Here is a 16,250-nt window from a genome sequence, read left to right on the forward strand (position 1 = left end):
GTGGTGGGATGCCGCTTTCAGGGGAATATGCGCCGAGCCCGCTCGACTGGTCGCGCGAGCAAGCCGACACGTATATGAAGTCCGGCGGAACCGAGGGCACACAGCTGCAGGGAAAGCCGGTCATCCTGCTCACCACCGTCGGGGCGAAGACCGGCAAACTCCGTAAGACCCCGCTGATGCGCGTCGAGCACGACGGCCAGTACGCGATCGTCGCCTCGCTGGGTGGGGCGCCGAAAAATCCGGTCTGGTACCACAACGTCGTGAAGAACCCACGGGTCGAGCTGCAGGACGGCACCGTGACCGGCGACTACGACGCCCGCGAGGTGTTCGGTGACGAGAAGGCCATCTGGTGGCAGCGCGCCGTGGCGGTCTGGCCGGACTATGCCAGCTACCAGACCAAGACGGACCGCCAGATTCCGGTGTTCGTGCTGACCCCGGTGCGCGCGGGCGGCTAGCCATTGGGATAGGGCGGCGTGGCACCATTGACCGGTGTCCGCCGAACTGAGCCAGAGCCCGAGCAGCTCGCCGCTGTTTTCACTATCTGGGGCAGACATCGACCGTGCCGCCAAGCGGATCGCACCGGTAGTCACGCCCACCCCGTTGCAACCTAGCGATCGGTTGTCGGCGATCACTGGCGCCACGGTCTACCTCAAGCGCGAAGACTTGCAGACGGTGCGCTCTTATAAGCTACGCGGAGCGTACAACCTGTTGGTGCAGTTGTCCGATGAGGAACTGGCCGCGGGCGTGGTGTGTTCTTCTGCGGGCAACCACGCGCAGGGCTTCGCGTATGCGTGTCGCTGTCTGGGTGTGCACGGCCGGGTCTACGTACCTGCCAAAACCCCCAAGCAGAAGCGTGACCGGATCCGCTACCACGGCGGGGAGTTCATCGACCTGATCGTGGGTGGGTCGACCTATGATCTGGCTGCGGCGGCGGCCCTTGAGGACGTGGAACGCACCGGGGCCACGCTGGTACCGCCGTTTGACGACCTGCGCACCATCGCCGGCCAGGGCACGATAGCCGTCGAAGTGCTTGGCCAGCTCGAGGACGAGCCGGACCTGGTGGTGGTCCCGGTGGGTGGCGGCGGCTGCATCGCGGGGATCACCACCTACCTGGCCGAGCGGACGACCAACACCGCGGTGCTGGGCGTCGAGCCGGCTGGTGCGGCCGCCATGATGGCCGCGCTCGCGGCGGGCGAGCCGGTGACGCTGGACCATGTCGACCAGTTCGTCGACGGCGCCGCGGTGAACCGGGCGGGCACGCTGACCTATGCCGCGCTAGCCGCCGCCGGCGACATGGTTTCGCTCACCACCGTCGACGAGGGTGCGGTGTGCACGGCGATGCTCGATCTGTATCAGAACGAGGGCATCATCGCCGAACCGGCCGGTGCCCTGTCGGTCGCCGGTCTGTTGGAAGCCGACATCGAGCCCGGGTCCACCGTGGTGTGCCTGATTTCGGGCGGCAACAACGACGTGTCCCGTTACGGGGAGGTGTTGGAGCGCTCGCTGGTCCACCTGGGCCTCAAGCACTATTTCCTGGTCGACTTCCCGCAGGAGCCCGGTGCGCTGCGCCGGTTTCTCGACGACGTGCTCGGACCCAACGACGACATCACCTTGTTCGAGTACGTCAAGCGCAACAACCGGGAGACCGGTGAGGCGCTGGTGGGTATCGAGCTGGGATCGGCCGCGGATCTAGACGGTCTGCTGGCCCGGATGCGGGCGACCGACATTCACGTCGAGGCGTTGGAACCGGGGTCGCCGGCTTACCGCTATCTGCTGTAGCGAGGCGTCGGCGCGACCGTGCCGACAAACCTCGCATGTGTATCGTTGGTGTATGTCGCGCACCAACATCGACATCGATGACGAACTTGCCGCCGAGGTCATGCGCAGGTTCGGTCTGACCACCAAGAGGGCGGCGGTCGACCTTGCCCTACGACGGTTGGTCGGGTCGCCGTTGAGCCGTGAGTTTCTGCTCGGGCTGGAAGGCGTCGGCTGGGAAGGCGACCTGGATGACTTGCGAAGCGATCGCCCAGACTGATCTCGATGATCCTCATCGACACATCGGCCTGGGTGGAGTACTTCCGTGCCACCGGATCAATCGCCGCTGTCGAAGTACGCCGGCTGCTGTCCGAAGAAGCAGCGCGAATCGCTATGTGTGAGCCCATTGCGATGGAAATCTTGAGTGGCGCGCTCGACGACAACACCCACACGACGCTAGAGCGGCTCGTGAATGGCTTGCCGTCGTTGAACGTTGATGACGCGATTGACTTTCGTGCTGCCGCGGGTATCTATCGCGCCGCCCGGCGCGCCGGCGAAACGGTTCGAAGCATCAACGACTGCCTCATAGCGGCGCTCGCGATCCGCCACGGTGCGCGTATCGTCCACCGTGACGCCGACTTTGATGTGATTGCCCGGATTACCAACCTGCAGGCCGCATCGTTTCGGTGAGCATGCCGCCCCAGCATCAGGCCGGCTCCGCAGCCCGCAGTATCGCAAGCGAATACGCTGCTAGCTCGGTGGAATTATCGCCGATAATCGGCGACTCCCAGGCCAGCACCAGCTCACCGCTGACCGGCACGCAGGTTGGCTCGGCACCAAGGTTGCAGGCGATCATCAGCTGGCCGCGGCGCATCACAACCCAGCGTTGCTGCTCGTCGTAGTCGACCATAAGGTGGTCCAGCCAGGGGTCCGCAAGGTCGGCCTCGTTGTGCCGCAAAGCGATCAGATCGCGATAAAACCGGTGCAACCTGGCGTGTTCGCCGGAGCCGGCTTCGGCCCAGTTCAGCTTGCAGCGCTGGAATGTCTGCGGGTCCTGCGGGTCCGGAATGTCGTCCGCGGCCCAGCCATGTTCGGCGAACTCCTCCTTGCGTCCTGCCACGGTGCTATGGGCCAGTTCCGGTTCGGGATGTGAGCAAAAGAACTGAAACGGGCTGGAGGCCCCCCACTCTTCGCCCATGAAAAGCATTGCGGTATAGGGAGATCCAAGGGTCAACGCCGCCTTGATCGCGAGCTGGCCACCGGTCAGGTATTGCGATGGGCGGTCGCCGAGAGCGCGGTTGCCGACTTGGTCGTGGGTGCAGGTGTAGGCGAGCAGCCTGGTGGCCGGGATCGCAGAAGTGTCCAATGCACGCCCGTGCCGACGACGCCGGAACGACGAATACGTGCCGGCGTGGAAGTAGCCGTTGCGCAGCGTGTACGCGAGAGTGGCCAGCGAGCCGAAATCCGCATAGTAGCCTTGCCGCTCACCGGATACCGCGGTATGGATGGCGTGATGGATGTCGTCATTCCATTGGGCGGTGATCCCGTAGCCGCCATGGCTGGGCCGGGTGATCAGCCGCGGGTCGTTTCGGTCGGTTTCGGCGATCAGCGACAACGGACGGCCCAACTGGCCTGACAGCCAGCGGGTCGCGTTGGCAAGCTCCTCGAGGACATGCACGGCGGTGGTGTCCACCAGTGCATGCACGGCGTCCAACCGCAAGCCGTCGGCGTGGAAGTCGCGCATCCATCGCAGCGCGCAGTCGATGATATAGTGGCGAACCTCGTCGGAGTCGGCGCCGGCGATATTGATGCCGTCCCCCCACGGGTTGCTGGCCGACGACAGGTACGGGCCGAATCGCGGCAGGTAGTTGCCCGATGGGCCGAGATGGTTGAACACCGCGTCGATCAACACGCCCAAACGACGGGCATGGCATGCGTCGATGAACCGGACCAGACCGTCGGGGCCGCCGTAGGGTTCGTGCACGCTGTACCACAGCACACCGTCATATCCCCAACCGCGGGTTCCGGCAAAGGAATTGACCGGCATCAGCTCGACGAAGTCGATTCCGAGATCGACCAGGTAATCCAGCTTTTCGATGGCGGCGTCGAACGTGCCAGCCGTGGTGAACGTGCCGATGTGCAACTCGTAGATCACCGCGCCCTCGACCGACCGCCCCGGCCAGCCAGTGTCGGTCCGGGCAGCACCAAACTGGCCGGGCGGCTCCCACCGCTGGGAGCGTGCGTGCACCCCGTCGGGTTGGCGGGCCGATCGCGGGTCGGGTAGCACGGTGGGGTCGTCGTCGAGTAGGTATCCGTAGCGGGCGTCCGCCGGCGCCGCCACCGTCGTGTGCCACCAGCCGTCGGCTGAGCGGGTCATCGCATGTACCGCACCGTTCACGTCGAGCCGGACCAGCGCGGGTTTGGGTGCCCATACTCGGAATTCAGGCATTGTCGCGCACCAGCAGCACCACAGGCAGATCCGCGAACAGCTCGACGGCCGGCGTGTGCCCACTGGCCGTGAATCCGGTGAGGGCATCTGTCCACGACCCGTCGGGTAGGGGCAGTACGGTGTGGTCCCAGCCGGTTTGCTGCAGGCGCACCGTCCAGCGGGTCACCGCGACCAGGATGTCGTCACCGCGGCGGAACGCAACGACGTGGTCGGCGGCCGGCCCGGCGGCGAACACCGGATGGTATGCGCCGCCCAGGAAGCTCTCCGGATGGGTGCGCCGCAGTCGAAGCGCCGCGGCCAACACCCGAATCTTAGGGTGCTGCAAGGCTTTCAGAGCGACACGCCGGGTGCCGTAGTCGACGGGACGGCGGTTGTCCGGGTCGACCAGGCTGTCGTCCCACAGTTCGCTGCCCTGGTAGACGTCGGGTACGCCAGGCACGGTCAACGCGAGCAGCTTAGCGGCCAGCGCGTCGCTTTCGGCATGCGAGTTGAGGTGGGCCACAAGTCCGGTCAGCTCGGACGCCAGCGGTCCGTCGAGCACCAGATCAAGCCAGCCGTGCACGTCGTCCTCGAACGCCCGGTTCGGGTTGTGCCACGAGGTGTGCCATGCCGCCTCCCGGATCGCCTTCTCGGCGTAAGTGTGCAGCCGGCCGCGCAGCGCGGCGCTGACCTCTCCACTCACTGGCCACACTCCGAAGACGTTCTGCCACAGAAACTGTCCAGTCACGGCATCAGGGGCGGGCGCAATGGCTTGGGCGTGGCCGATGAACTTGGCCCACAGCCACGGCACTTGGGACAGCACGCCGATGCGGGCACGCACGTCCTCGCCGCGTTTGGTGTCGTGGGTGGACAGTGTCGTCATGGACCGTGGCCACAACCGAGCACGGGTGGCGGCCCGGTGATGAAACTCCGCGGCGCCCACACCAAACCGGCGCGGTTCTCCGCCCACTTCATTGAGTGACACCAGCCGGGCATCACGGTAGAACATACAGTCTTCGACGGCCTTGGCGCTCACCGCGCCGCACAGTTGTTGCAGGCGTACGGCTGGTTCGCCACCGCGGGCCACAGCTGCGGCAATCAGCTGCAGTCCAGGTGCCAATTGTGGTGTTGTCGAATGGGTTTCAGCCAACGCGCAGGGTAGGACGGCGGCTTGGCCGGGGTAATCACAGCGATAGCGTCCGATGTGGCGCAGCAGTGCAGCCACCGCCGCGGGCAACAGCGGATGATCGGCGCCGGCCGCCGCCGCGATGCATCGCCGCAATCGGCGAAGCTCACTGGCCAACGTATGGACGGCCGCGTGCACCTTGAGGTCGGCCAACATCGCCGGCATCTCCTGATAGTCCACACCGGCCGATTCGACCAGCGCTGTCAGTGGTGACTCTCCTTGGGGGTCAACGAGGACGCCACCTATTTCGCGCAGCACGTCATAGCCGGTGGAGCCGTCCACTGGCAGCGTGGGCTCTAACGCCTCGTCGACCGCCAGGATTTTTTCGACCACGATCCAGGCGTTCGGGCCGAGCAGTTCGCGCAGCTGGGCCAAGTATCCGCTGGGATCGGATAGTCCGTCGAGGTGGTCGACGCGCACGCCGTCGACGAGTCCTTCGGTGAACCAGCGAGCGACCTCTGCGTGGCTGGCGTCGAACACAGCGCGGTCTTCCTGGCGCAGGCCGGCCAACGAGGTGATCGAGAAGAAACGGCGGTAGCCGCACAGCCCGTGCCGCCATCCGACCAGCCGATAGTGCTGGCGGTCGTGCACAGCGGGGCCGGTGCCGTCCCCGCTGCCGGGGGCGACGGGCAGCGCCAGGTCGCCCAGCCGCAGCAGGTCGCCGTCGACTCTGAGGTTGGCAACGTCGCTGTCGGAGCCCAATAGCGGCAGGATGATCCGGCCATCACCTAGCTCCCAGTCGATGTCGAAGAACTCGGCATACGCCGAGGACCGGCCGAACTTCAAGACATCCCACCACCACGCGTTCTGCTCGGGCTTGCCGACGCCGACATGGCTGGGCACGATGTCGACGATCAGGCCCATGCCCCGCGACCGCGCCGCCGCGGATAACCGCGCTAGGCCGTCAGAGCCACCAAGCTCGGGTGACACCGTCGTCGGATCGGTGACGTCATAGCCGTGGGTCGACCCGCCGACCGCCGTCAAAATGGGGGACAGGTACAGATGCGATACCCCGAGGTCGTCGAGGTAGTCCAGCAGGTTCTCGGCATCGGCGAAGGTGAACCCGAATCCGTTCGACCGACCGCGCATCTGCACCCGGTAAGTGGAAATAACCGGAAATGCCATATTTCACAACGTCTTACGCAGGACCAGCAGCGAGCGCGCAGGTACCGAAAACGTGTCAGTGGCGGTTACCGTCAGGTCGATGTCACCGACGGGATCGTTGGTATCCAGCTCTCCGGTCCACTGCTGCGCATAGCCGTCATGCGGCATCACGAACTCCACGTCGTGGTCATGGGCGTTGAAGCACAACAGGAATGAATCGTCGACTACTCGCTCACCACGGGCGTCCGGTGCGGTAATGGCTTCACCGTTGAGAAACACCGCAACACACCTGTCGAAGCCTCTGCCCCAATCCTCGTGCGTCATCTCCCGACCGCTCGGTGTCAACCAGGCGATATCGCGGACTTCGTCGCCACTGCGGATCGGTTCACCCTCAAAGAACCGGCGTCGGCGAAACACCTTGTGGTTCTTGCGCAAGGTCGTCGCCTTGCGTGCGAAAGCTAGCAGATCGGCATTCTTGTCCACCAATGACCAATCCATCCAAGATAATTCGGAGTCCTGGCAGTAGACGTTGTTGTTGCCGTATTGGGTGCGCCCAATCTCGTCGCCGTGGGCGATCATCGGCGTGCCCTGGCTGACCATAAGCGTGGCCCACATGTTGCGCATCTGGCGGGCACGCAGCGCCAAGATGTCGGGGTCATCGGTGGGGCCCTCGACACCGCAGTTCCACGATCGGTTGTAGCTTTCCCCGTCGCGGTTGTTCTCGCCATTGGCCTCGTTGTGCTTGTCGTTGTACGAGACCAGGTCGTTGAGTGTGAACCCGTCGTGGGCGGTGACGAAATTGATACTGGCACTGGGCCGGCGGCCGGTTGCTTCGTAGAGGTCCGACGACCCGGTCAGCCGGGAGGCGAATTCGCCTAGGGTGGCCGGCTCGCCTCGCCAGTAGTCGCGCACGGTGTCGCGGTACTTGCCGTTCCATTCCGTCCACAGTCCTGGGAAGTTGCCAACCTGGTAGCCACCTTCGCCGACATCCCATGGCTCGGCGATCAGCTTGACCTGACTGACCACCGGATCTTGTTGCACCAGATCGAAGAATGCCGACAGCCGGTCGACGTCGTGCAGCTCGCGGGCCAGCGTGGACGCCAGGTCGAACCGGAACCCGTCGACGTGCATTTCGATCACCCAGTAGCGCAGCGAATCCATGATCAGCTGCAGGGTGTGTGGGTGGCGGGCATTGAGGCTGTTGCCGGTACCGGTGAAGTCCTTGTAGAACCTCAAGTCGTGGTCCATCAGTCGGTAGTAGGCGGTGTTGTCGATTCCGCGAAAGTTGATCGTCGGACCCAAGTGGTTGCCTTCAGCGGTGTGGTTGTAGACGACGTCGAGGATGACCTCGATGCCGGCTTCGTGCAGGCTGCGCACCATGGTTTTGAACTCGGCTACCGCGCTGCCGGCTTGCCGGGTCGACGCGTATTGATGGTGCGGGGCGAAGAATCCGAAGGTGTTGTAACCCCAGTAGTTTCGCAAGCCGAGGTCCAGCAGCCGGGAGTCGTGTAGGAACTGGTGCACCGGCATCAACTCAACGGCGGTGACGTTGAGCTCGTTGAGGTGGTCGATGATCACCGGGTGGGCCAGGCCGGCGTAGGTGCCCCGGAGTTCGGGCGGGATACTGGGATGGGTCTGTGTCATGCCTTTGACATGCGCTTCGTAGATTACGGTCTCGTGGTACGGGGTGCGCGGCGACCGGTCGTATGCCCAGTCGAAGAACGGATTGATCACGACGCTGGTCATAGTGTGGCCCAGCGAGTCGACCATCGGGGGAGTGCTGTCCGGGTCGACGGCGTTGACGTCATAGGAATACAGCGCCTGCCCGAAGGTGAAATCGCCGTGGAACGACTTCCCATACGGGTCGAGCAGCAGCTTGCTGGGGTCACACCGATGGCCGGCCGCCGGGTCGAACGGCCCGTGCACACGAAACCCGTAGCGCTGGCCGGGGGTGATGTTCGGCAGATAGGCATGCCAGACGTACCCGTCCACCTCGTCAAGCGGGATCCGCGACTCGACGCCGTCCTCGTCGATCAGACATAGCTCGACCTTCTCGGCGATCTCGGAGAACAACGAAAAGTTGGTCCCGGCGCCGTCGTAGGTGGCTCCAAGCGGATAGGCGTTGCCCGGCCACACCGTGGGTAGAGCGGGCCCGGTCCCGTCGGACTCCCCGGCGTTGTTCGACGACATCACACGACCTTATCCAGGTTCTCCGGCGGGTGTAGGCGTCACCACCAGTCGGTGTTCGCCGCGATTTGCCGACCGAGCTCGCTGGTCATCGTCCGCATGTAGGTGGGGGTCAGGTGATGACTGTCGCGGTACACCAGAACATTTCCCTCGACCGCGCGGCAGGTGTCGGTCCGGCATATCGCGTCGGACATATCGAGTGGCTTAAGCAGCGGGAACCGCGCAACGAAGTCGAGGGTTGGATTCCGATCGACCAGCACCTTGGACCGCGCGATCCCACACGACTGCGGATTGCCGCCTTTGGCCAGGCAGTCCGCAGGGATGAACGGTTGGCCGTCCTTGACCAGCCAAGGGGTATCCCGCATCGCGAGAACGGGAATGTTGTTGTCGGCGAACGTTTGCCAGATCCCGACATAGGTTGCTGGCATCACATCGCCGGGTTTGATGTTCCACGGTCGAGTCGAGGTTGTGAAAACGTAGTCGGGGTGGTCAGCGACCAACTTGGCCATCGCCGCTTGCACCCACTGGTGACACTGCGGATAGGGAGCGTTATTGCCCATGATCAGCGGGACTTCCTCGGTGGACAACGGGCAACCCATTTTGAGGTACGTCACCACCTTGAAGTGGTGCATGCGACCCAGCAGATCCAGTGCGGTCAGCCAGTGTTCGGCGTGTGAACCCCCGGCCAGTGCGATGGTCCGGGGTGCGTCCACATCGCCGTAGGTGCAGTTGATGATCGCCGGGTTGACGAAGTCGCTGATGCAGCCGTCCTTGGTCGAGGTCGGCAGGTCGTGACGGACTTCCAGGACGGTTGGGCGCATCCGCAGCTTGGGCACCCGGACGTGGTCGATCAGGGCCCGCGCCCCGGGATAGTCGCGGGAGCTCAACCCGCTCAACTCTTTGCCGGCGGCGCGCTGGACGATGACGTGCTCACGCCACGTGAACGAGGTCGCGGTAAGAGCGACGCCAAGCAGTGCCACCACAGATCCCAGCACGATCGTTGGCCGACGCAGCCGCAGCCGCCAGGGAATCGGCGGGACCGCCGCCGGCGATCTCACGCCGGCGGGTGCCCGATAGCGTAATGGGTCTTCGACAAGCCGGGTGGTCAGGTATGCCAGCAACCCGGATACCAGCAGGACTGCCGCGCCTTCGACAAAGTTGGCGTGCCGGTGCCCGGTGTAGGAGAGCCAGAAGATGAGCAGCGGCCAATGCCACAGATACCAGGAATAGGCCATCGCGCCCAGCGCCACCAACGGAGCGGTGGCTAGCAGGCGATTGGGCAGTGGCAGCCGGTCGCGGGTACCGGGATGGCCCTGCCGGTTGGCTCCGGCAAGGATCATCAGCATCGTGGCTCCGACGGGTACCAGCGCCCACGGCCCTGGAAATTCCTTGACACCGTCGATCAGGGCGCCGCACGACAGTATCGCCGCCAGCGCGGCGGTGGCCACCGCGGTGCGCAGCCACATCGGCCAGCGCACATGGGGCACCACAGCGCCGACCAGTGCTCCCGCCAACAACTCCCAGGCCCGCGCGAAGGTGTTGTAGTAAGCGGTCGCCTGGTAGGCGTGATGCGCAACGATGGCATAGATGAATGAGGCCAACGTCAACGTGCTCAATAACACCACAAACATCGTCCGCAGGTACGGGGCCCGCGGGCCCCGAAACAGTCTGCGCAGCAAGTAGGCGCACCCGGCAACAAGCAGCAGGAAAGCGAGATAGAACTGACCCTGCACCGACATAGACCAGATGTGCTGCAAGGGGCTCACCGCTTCACCGGCTCGCAGATAGTTGGAGACCGTGCTAGCCAGCTCCCAATTCTGGTAATACCCCAAGCTGGCCAGGCTCTGGTTGGCAAACGCTTCCCACCGCGTCTGCGGTTGTATTGCGATGGTGAGCAGCGCGCAGCCGGCGAGGACCACAACCAGTGCCGGGAGCAGCCGGCGGATGAGTCGGATCACTTCGGCTATAGGCGAGAGTGACAGATCCGGGTTGAGGGCGGCGCGAAGTATTTTCCCGCCAAAGAAGAAGCCGGACAGCGCCAGGAACACGTCTACTCCGCCGGAAACCCGGCCGAACCAAACGTGGAACACTGCCACCAGGGCGATCGCGACACCGCGCAATCCGTCCAGGTCGTGCCGGTAAAAGCCGGTCGTACGGGTCCCCATGGTAACCGGGGGCAAGGCCGGCTCCGGGGTCAAGGCCGGTGGGCGAGGCGGCGACAGGGTCAACATGGTTGACAGTTAATTTACCCAAACCAGCCTCCTGCTTCGCGCGCTGAGCAGCGGGAAGCAGGAGGCGGGTTTGGGAGGCGAGAAAGCAAGCGGGACCGTTAGCGTGAGCGCGCGGTGCCGAAGGGAGGCGGCTGGACGGGCGCTTGCTGGACGGGCGCTTGCTGGACCGGCGCCTGTTGGACCGGCGCCTGTTGGACGGGCGCCTGTTGGACGGGCGCTTGCTGGACGGGCGCTTGCTGGACCGGCGCTGGCTGGACCGGCGCCTGTTGGACGGGCGTCGGCTGGGTCCCGAGAACCCGGACCAGGTAAGGCGTCATGCCGTTGGTGCGCACCGGCGAAACCTGGACGACGTCGCCCACCTCCAGCATCTGGCCCTTCCCGAGGTATAACGCGACGCTTTGCGTGCCTTCGGGGCCGTAGAAGATCAGGTCGCCCTTGCGCGCTTGCTGCGGCAGGACCTTTTGCCCAACCTTGTACATCTGGCCGGAAGAACGCGGCAGCTTTAGCCCGGCACCGGCATAGGCGTACTGGATCAAACCGGAGGCGTCGAACCCGACGGTGTTGATGCCGGTACCGGTGCCGCGCGTGGGGCCGCTGATGCCGCCGCCGGCCCAGGAGAACGGCACGCCGCGCTGCGACAGCCCGCGCGCGATCACGACGTCGGTGATCTGTTGATAATCCACCGGCCGCGTGGCCGGGTCTGCGGCCGCAAGACCGGGCGCGGCCACCATCGGGGCGAGCATCATTGCCAGACCGATCGCGAAGGAGCCGCTTTTCATGCTGCGTTTCATGGGGTTGTAACCTCCTTGGCACTCTCGGGTGGTGTGTGCCTCAGCACGTGACTTCACCGTCTGCCATTCCAGCCGGAAGTCACTTTATTCACACCAATCACTACAGACACTTTGACAACAGATGCCGGCCGCGTCCATAGCTGGCCAGATCCACCAGAAGTCTTTTTGCCGTAACGTGACCGGACGGTGACTGCCGCGCTCAATCTTTGATCGGCAGTTGTGATTTCAGTCACGCGCGATTAATGCCAATAGCGTTCGCTGAATCCCGCTATCGCGTAGCCCGCGATGGAGGTGACGGTGATGACGGCGATCGAGATGATCGGCCAGAAGGACATGTACCAGCCCTTCAACATGGAAACGAAGGGGCCGATGACGGCTGTGGCGATGGCCGCACCGATCCCTCCCCACATCACCGGGTAGATGTAATAGTTGACGCCGAACGGTACCAGCGGGCAAGCATCCGGCGGGCACACGTTGTCGGTGAAGGCGAAGAGCCGTGATGGCCAGCTAGTCATCGTGACCATGACCAGAAATACTGCCAATATCGCTACGGTACATACCACGTCCCAGGGCGCTATCCGCAGCGTGAGTACCCGTGGGGGTGTCCGCTCGTCGGGCTCGTCTAGAGCCGACCGGGATTCGGTGCCAGCATCGGGCTGAGTGTCTTCAGGCTGATTCGGCGGTGCCATGCATGCATGCTCCCCGATGGCAGAGGTTTTGGCGACCGTTACTGGGATGGGCCGTGGCGTGGCTGCATTACCCTCGATCTCCATGGCTGCGGCGACTGGCGGGTTGACGCCCGAGCAGATCATCGCGGTCGATGGCGCCCATCTGTGGCACCCTTACAGCTCCATCGGCAGGGAAGCCGTGTCGCCGGTGGTGGCCGTCGCCGCCCACGGAGCGTGGTTGACGCTGATTCGCGACGGCCAGCCGATCGAGGTGCTCGACGCGATGAGCTCCTGGTGGACCGCGATCCACGGGCACGGCCACCCCGCTCTGGACCAGGCGTTAACCACCCAGTTGCGGGTGATGAACCACGTCATGTTCGGGGGGCTGACTCACGAGCCGGCGGCCCGGCTGGCGAAGCTGCTGGTCGACATCACCCCGGCGGGTCTCGACACGGTGTTCTTCAGCGACTCCGGCTCGGTGTCGGTGGAAGTCGCGGCCAAGATGGCGCTGCAGTACTGGCGCGGCCGCGGCCTGCCCGGCAAGCGACGGCTCATGACCTGGCGCGGCGGCTATCACGGCGACACCTTCCTGGCTATGAGCATCTGCGACCCGCACGGCGGCATGCACTCGCTGTGGACCGACGTCCTGGCCGCCCAAGTGTTCGCGCCACAAGTGCCACGGGACTACGATCCCGCCTACAGCGCGGCGTTCGAGGCGCAGCTGGCGCAGCACGCCGGCGAGCTGGCCGCGGTGGTCGTGGAGCCGGTCGTGCAGGGTGCGGGCGGTATGCGTTTTCACGACCCGCGCTATCTGCACGACCTGCGGGACATCTGCCGCCGTTACGAGGTGCTGCTGATCTTCGATGAGATCGCCACCGGCTTCGGCCGCACCGGCGCGTTGTTCGCCGCCGACCACGCCGGGGTGAGCCCGGACATCATGTGTGTCGGCAAGGCGCTCACCGGCGGCTACCTCAGCTTGGCCGCCACCTTGTGCACCGCCGACGTCGCGCACACCATCAGCGCCGGTGCGGCCGGGGCGCTGATGCACGGCCCCACCTTCATGGCCAATCCGCTGGCCTGTGCGGTCTCGGTGGCCAGTGTGGAGCTGCTGCTCGGCCAGGACTGGCGCACGCGCATCACCGAACTGGCCGCCGGGCTGACCGCCGGCCTGGATACCGCCCGGGCGCTGCCCGCCGTCACCGATGTGCGGGTGTGCGGCGCGATCGGCGTCATCGAATGCGACCGACCGGTCGACCTGGCCGTCGCGACTCCCGCGGCGCTGGATCGAGGCGTGTGGCTGCGCCCGTTTCGCAACCTGGTCTACGCCATGCCGCCCTATATCTGCACACCGGCCGAGATCACGCAGATCACCTCGGCGATGGTCGAGGTCGCACGGCTCGTAGGCTCACTGCCATGAAAGCCGCCACGCAGGCACGGATCGACGATTCACCGTTGGCCTGGTTGGACGCGGTGCAGCGGCAGCGCCACGAGGCCGGACTGCGGCGCTGCCTGCGGCCGCGTCCCGCGGTCGCCACCGAGCTGGACTTGGCCTCCAACGACTATCTCGGTCTGTCCCGACATCCCGCCGTCATCGACGGCGGCGTCCAGGCGCTGCGGATCTGGGGCGCCGGCGCCACCGGGTCGCGCCTGGTTACCGGCGACACCAAGCTGCACCAGCAATTCGAGGCCGAGCTCGCCGAGTTCGTCGGCGCTGCCGCGGGATTGCTGTTCTCCTCTGGCTACACGGCCAACCTGGGCGCCGTGGTCGGCCTGTCCGGCCCGGGTTCCCTGCTGGTGTCCGACGCCCGTTCGCATGCGTCGTTGGTGGATGCCTGTCGGCTGTCGCGGGCGCGGGTTGTGGTGACGCCGCACCGCGACGTCGACGCCGTGGACGCCGCGCTGCGATCGCGCGACGAGCAGCGCGCCGTCGTCGTCACCGACTCGGTGTTCAGCGCCGACGGCTCGCTGGCGCCGGTTCGGGAGTTGCTTGAGGTCTGCCGGCGTCATGGTGCGCTGCTTCTGGTGGACGAGGCGCACGGCCTGGGTGTGCGTGGCGGCGGACGCGGGCTGCTCTACGAGTTAGGTCTAGCGGGTGCGCCCGACGTGGTGATGACCACCACGCTGTCCAAGGCGCTGGGCAGCCAGGGTGGTGTGGTGCTCGGGCCGACGCCGGTGCGGGCCCATCTGATCGATGCTGCCCGGCCGTTCATCTTCGACACCGGTCTGGCGCCGGCGGCGGTGGGTGCCGCACGGGCCGCGCTGCGCGTCTTGCAGGCCGAGCCGTGGCGACCGCAGGCGGTGCTCAACCACGCTGGTGAACTTGCGCGGATGTGCGGTGTGGCTGCGGTGCCGGACTCGGCGATGGTGTCGGTGATCCTGGGCGAGCCGGAGTCGGCAGTGGCCGCCGCGGCGGCCTGCCTGGACGCCGGGGTCAAGGTGGGCTGCTTCCGGCCGCCGACGGTGCCCGCGGGTACGTCGCGGCTGCGGCTGACCGCGCGCGCATCGCTGAACGCCGGCGAGCTCGAGCTGGCCCGGCGGGTGCTGACGGATGTTCTCGCCGTGGCGCGCCGTTGACGATCCTGGTCGTCACCGGGACCGGCACGGGGGTCGGCAAGACGGTCGTCTGCGCGGCGCTGGCGTCGGCCGCACGTCAGGCCGGCATCGACGTGGCGGTGTGCAAGCCCGTTCAGACCGGCACCGCCCGCGGTGACGACGACCTCGCCGAGGTCGGCCGGTTGGCCGGGGTGACCCAGCTGGCCGGCTTGGCGCGATATCCGCAGCCGATGGCCCCGGCCGCCGCCGCCGAACACGCCGGGATGGCGTTGCCCGCCCGCGATCAGATCGTGCGGCTGATCGCAGACCTGGACCGTCCCGGGCGGTTGACCCTCGTCGAGGGGGCGGGCGGGCTGCTGGTCGAACTCGCCGAGCCGGGCGTCACGCTGCGCGATGTCGCCGTCGACGTGGCCGCCGCGGCTTTGGTGGTGGTCACCGCGGACCTGGGCACCCTCAACCACACCAAGTTGACGTTGGAAGCGCTTGCTGCACAACAGGTTTCATGTGCAGGGCTGGTGATCGGCAGCTGGCCGGACCCGCCCGGGTTGGTGGCAGCCTCGAATCGGTCCGCGCTGGCGCGCATTGCTATGGTGCGGGCCGCTCTGCCCGCCGGGGCCGCGTCGCTGGATGCCGGGGACTTCGCGGCGATGAGCGCGGCGGCGTTCGACCGCAACTGGGTTGCCGGGCTGGTCGGCTGATGGTGCATTCGATCGAGCTGGTCTTCGACAGCGATACCGAGGCGGCGATCCGGCGCATCTGGGCGGGGTTGGCCGCCGCCGGCATACCCAGCCAGGCGCCGGCCAGCCGTCCGCACGTGTCGCTGGCGGTGGCCGAACGGATCGCCCCGGAGGTCGATGAGCCGCTGGGTGCGGTTGCCCGTCGGCTGCCGCTGGACTGCGTGATCGGCGCGCCGGTGCTGTTCGGGCGGGCCAATGTCGTGTTCACCCGGCTGGTGGTGCCGACCAGCGAGCTTTTGGCCCTGCATGCCGAGGTGCACCGGCTCTGCGGCCCGCACCTGGCGCCCGCGCCGATGGCCAACAGCCTGCCCGGTCAGTGGACCGCCCATGTCACCCTGGCCCGACGGGTCGGTGGTCACCAATTGGGGCGGGCGCTGCGCATTGCGGGACGGCCGTCGCGGATTGACGGTCGGTTCGCCGGCTTGCGCCGCTGGGACGGCAACACGCGTGCCGAGTACCTGCTGGGGTGAGGCGGGCCCAAAAAGCTTGATGGCGAAGGGGTTTGATCGCAACTTCGTCTTAATGGCCAGCTCGCGGGTTCGGGCGGGTGCTGGCCAGGTGGCGAGGACGCACGTCGATGTGGGGATGTCCAAAGATCTTCGCGGGCGGC

14 protein-coding genes are annotated in these 16,250 nt (G+C 66.0%); 8 read left to right on the top strand and 6 right to left on the bottom strand.

Annotated features, from left to right (window positions below):
• Positions 1-8 precede the first annotated feature (8 nt).
• From Rv1558 to vapC11, 4 genes are read left to right on the top strand one after another with little or no spacing between them, the layout of a single operon-like run.
• Positions 9-455 (top strand): hypothetical protein, encoded by a 447-nt coding sequence (locus tag Rv1558; RefSeq protein ID NP_216074.1) that lies wholly within the window; start codon positions 9-11, stop codon positions 453-455.
• 34 nt (positions 456-489) lie between these two features.
• Complete coding sequence (gene ilvA, locus Rv1559; RefSeq protein ID NP_216075.1) at positions 490-1,779, top strand: threonine dehydratase IlvA; 1,290 nt, start codon at positions 490-492, stop codon at positions 1,777-1,779.
• Positions 1,780-1,816: 37 nt separating this feature from the next.
• The gene (vapB11, locus tag Rv1560) at positions 1,817-2,035 is read left to right on the top strand and encodes an antitoxin VapB11 (protein NP_216076.1); all 219 of its coding nucleotides are present in this window, start codon (positions 1,817-1,819) and stop codon (positions 2,033-2,035) included.
• A gap of 5 nt (positions 2,036-2,040) precedes the next feature.
• Positions 2,041-2,445, top strand: a complete 405-nt coding sequence (vapC11, locus tag Rv1561) for a ribonuclease VapC11 (protein ID NP_216077.1) — start codon at positions 2,041-2,043, stop codon at positions 2,443-2,445.
• 16 nt (positions 2,446-2,461) lie between these two features.
• On the opposite strand, the gene treZ is transcribed toward vapC11, so the two are convergent.
• The 6 genes from treZ to Rv1567c form a co-directional block, all read right to left on the bottom strand.
• Positions 2,462-4,204 (bottom strand): malto-oligosyltrehalose trehalohydrolase, encoded by a 1,743-nt coding sequence (gene treZ / locus Rv1562c; RefSeq protein YP_177819.1) that lies wholly within the window; start codon positions 4,202-4,204, stop codon positions 2,462-2,464.
• Positions 4,197-6,494, bottom strand: coding sequence for a maltooligosyl trehalose synthase (gene treY / locus Rv1563c; RefSeq protein ID YP_177820.1), 2,298 nt, complete (start codon positions 6,492-6,494; stop codon positions 4,197-4,199). The genes treZ and treY overlap by 8 nt, the downstream gene beginning before the upstream one ends.
• 3 nt (positions 6,495-6,497) lie before the next feature.
• Positions 6,498-8,663: a maltooligosyl trehalose synthase gene (treX, locus tag Rv1564c; protein ID YP_177821.1), complete on the bottom strand. Its 2,166-nt coding sequence runs from the start codon at positions 8,661-8,663 to the stop codon at positions 6,498-6,500.
• A 38-nt stretch (positions 8,664-8,701) separates the two neighbouring features.
• The gene (locus Rv1565c; protein ID NP_216081.1) at positions 8,702-10,891 is read right to left on the bottom strand and encodes an acyltransferase; all 2,190 of its coding nucleotides are present in this window, start codon (positions 10,889-10,891) and stop codon (positions 8,702-8,704) included.
• 98 nt (positions 10,892-10,989) lie between these two features.
• Positions 10,990-11,682 (bottom strand): hypothetical protein, encoded by a 693-nt coding sequence (locus Rv1566c; RefSeq protein NP_216082.1) that lies wholly within the window; start codon positions 11,680-11,682, stop codon positions 10,990-10,992.
• 239 nt (positions 11,683-11,921) lie between these two features.
• Positions 11,922-12,206, bottom strand: coding sequence for a membrane protein (locus Rv1567c; RefSeq protein ID NP_216083.1), 285 nt, complete (start codon positions 12,204-12,206; stop codon positions 11,922-11,924).
• A gap of 247 nt (positions 12,207-12,453) precedes the next feature.
• Between Rv1567c and bioA the strand changes: the two genes are divergently transcribed.
• Genes bioA through Rv1571 form a run of 4 tightly spaced genes read left to right on the top strand, consistent with a single transcriptional unit; the run spans position 12,454 to position 16,110 of the window.
• The gene (gene bioA / locus Rv1568) at positions 12,454-13,767 is read left to right on the top strand and encodes an adenosylmethionine--8-amino-7-oxononanoate aminotransferase BioA (RefSeq protein NP_216084.1); all 1,314 of its coding nucleotides are present in this window, start codon (positions 12,454-12,456) and stop codon (positions 13,765-13,767) included.
• Positions 13,764-14,924: an 8-amino-7-oxononanoate synthase gene (bioF1, locus tag Rv1569; protein YP_177822.1), complete on the top strand. Its 1,161-nt coding sequence runs from the start codon at positions 13,764-13,766 to the stop codon at positions 14,922-14,924. Before bioA ends, bioF1 begins: the two co-directional genes overlap by 4 nt.
• Positions 14,921-15,601, top strand: coding sequence for an ATP-dependent dethiobiotin synthetase BioD (gene bioD / locus Rv1570; RefSeq protein NP_216086.1), 681 nt, complete (start codon positions 14,921-14,923; stop codon positions 15,599-15,601). Before bioF1 ends, bioD begins: the two co-directional genes overlap by 4 nt.
• Entirely contained in the window at positions 15,601-16,110 is a 510-nt protein-coding gene (locus Rv1571) for a hypothetical protein (RefSeq protein NP_216087.1), read from the top strand. Before bioD ends, Rv1571 begins: the two co-directional genes overlap by 1 nt.
• Positions 16,111-16,250 lie beyond the last annotated feature (140 nt).

This window comes from Mycobacterium tuberculosis H37Rv, from assembly GCF_000195955.2.
Taxonomy (GTDB): domain Bacteria; phylum Actinomycetota; class Actinomycetes; order Mycobacteriales; family Mycobacteriaceae; genus Mycobacterium; species Mycobacterium tuberculosis.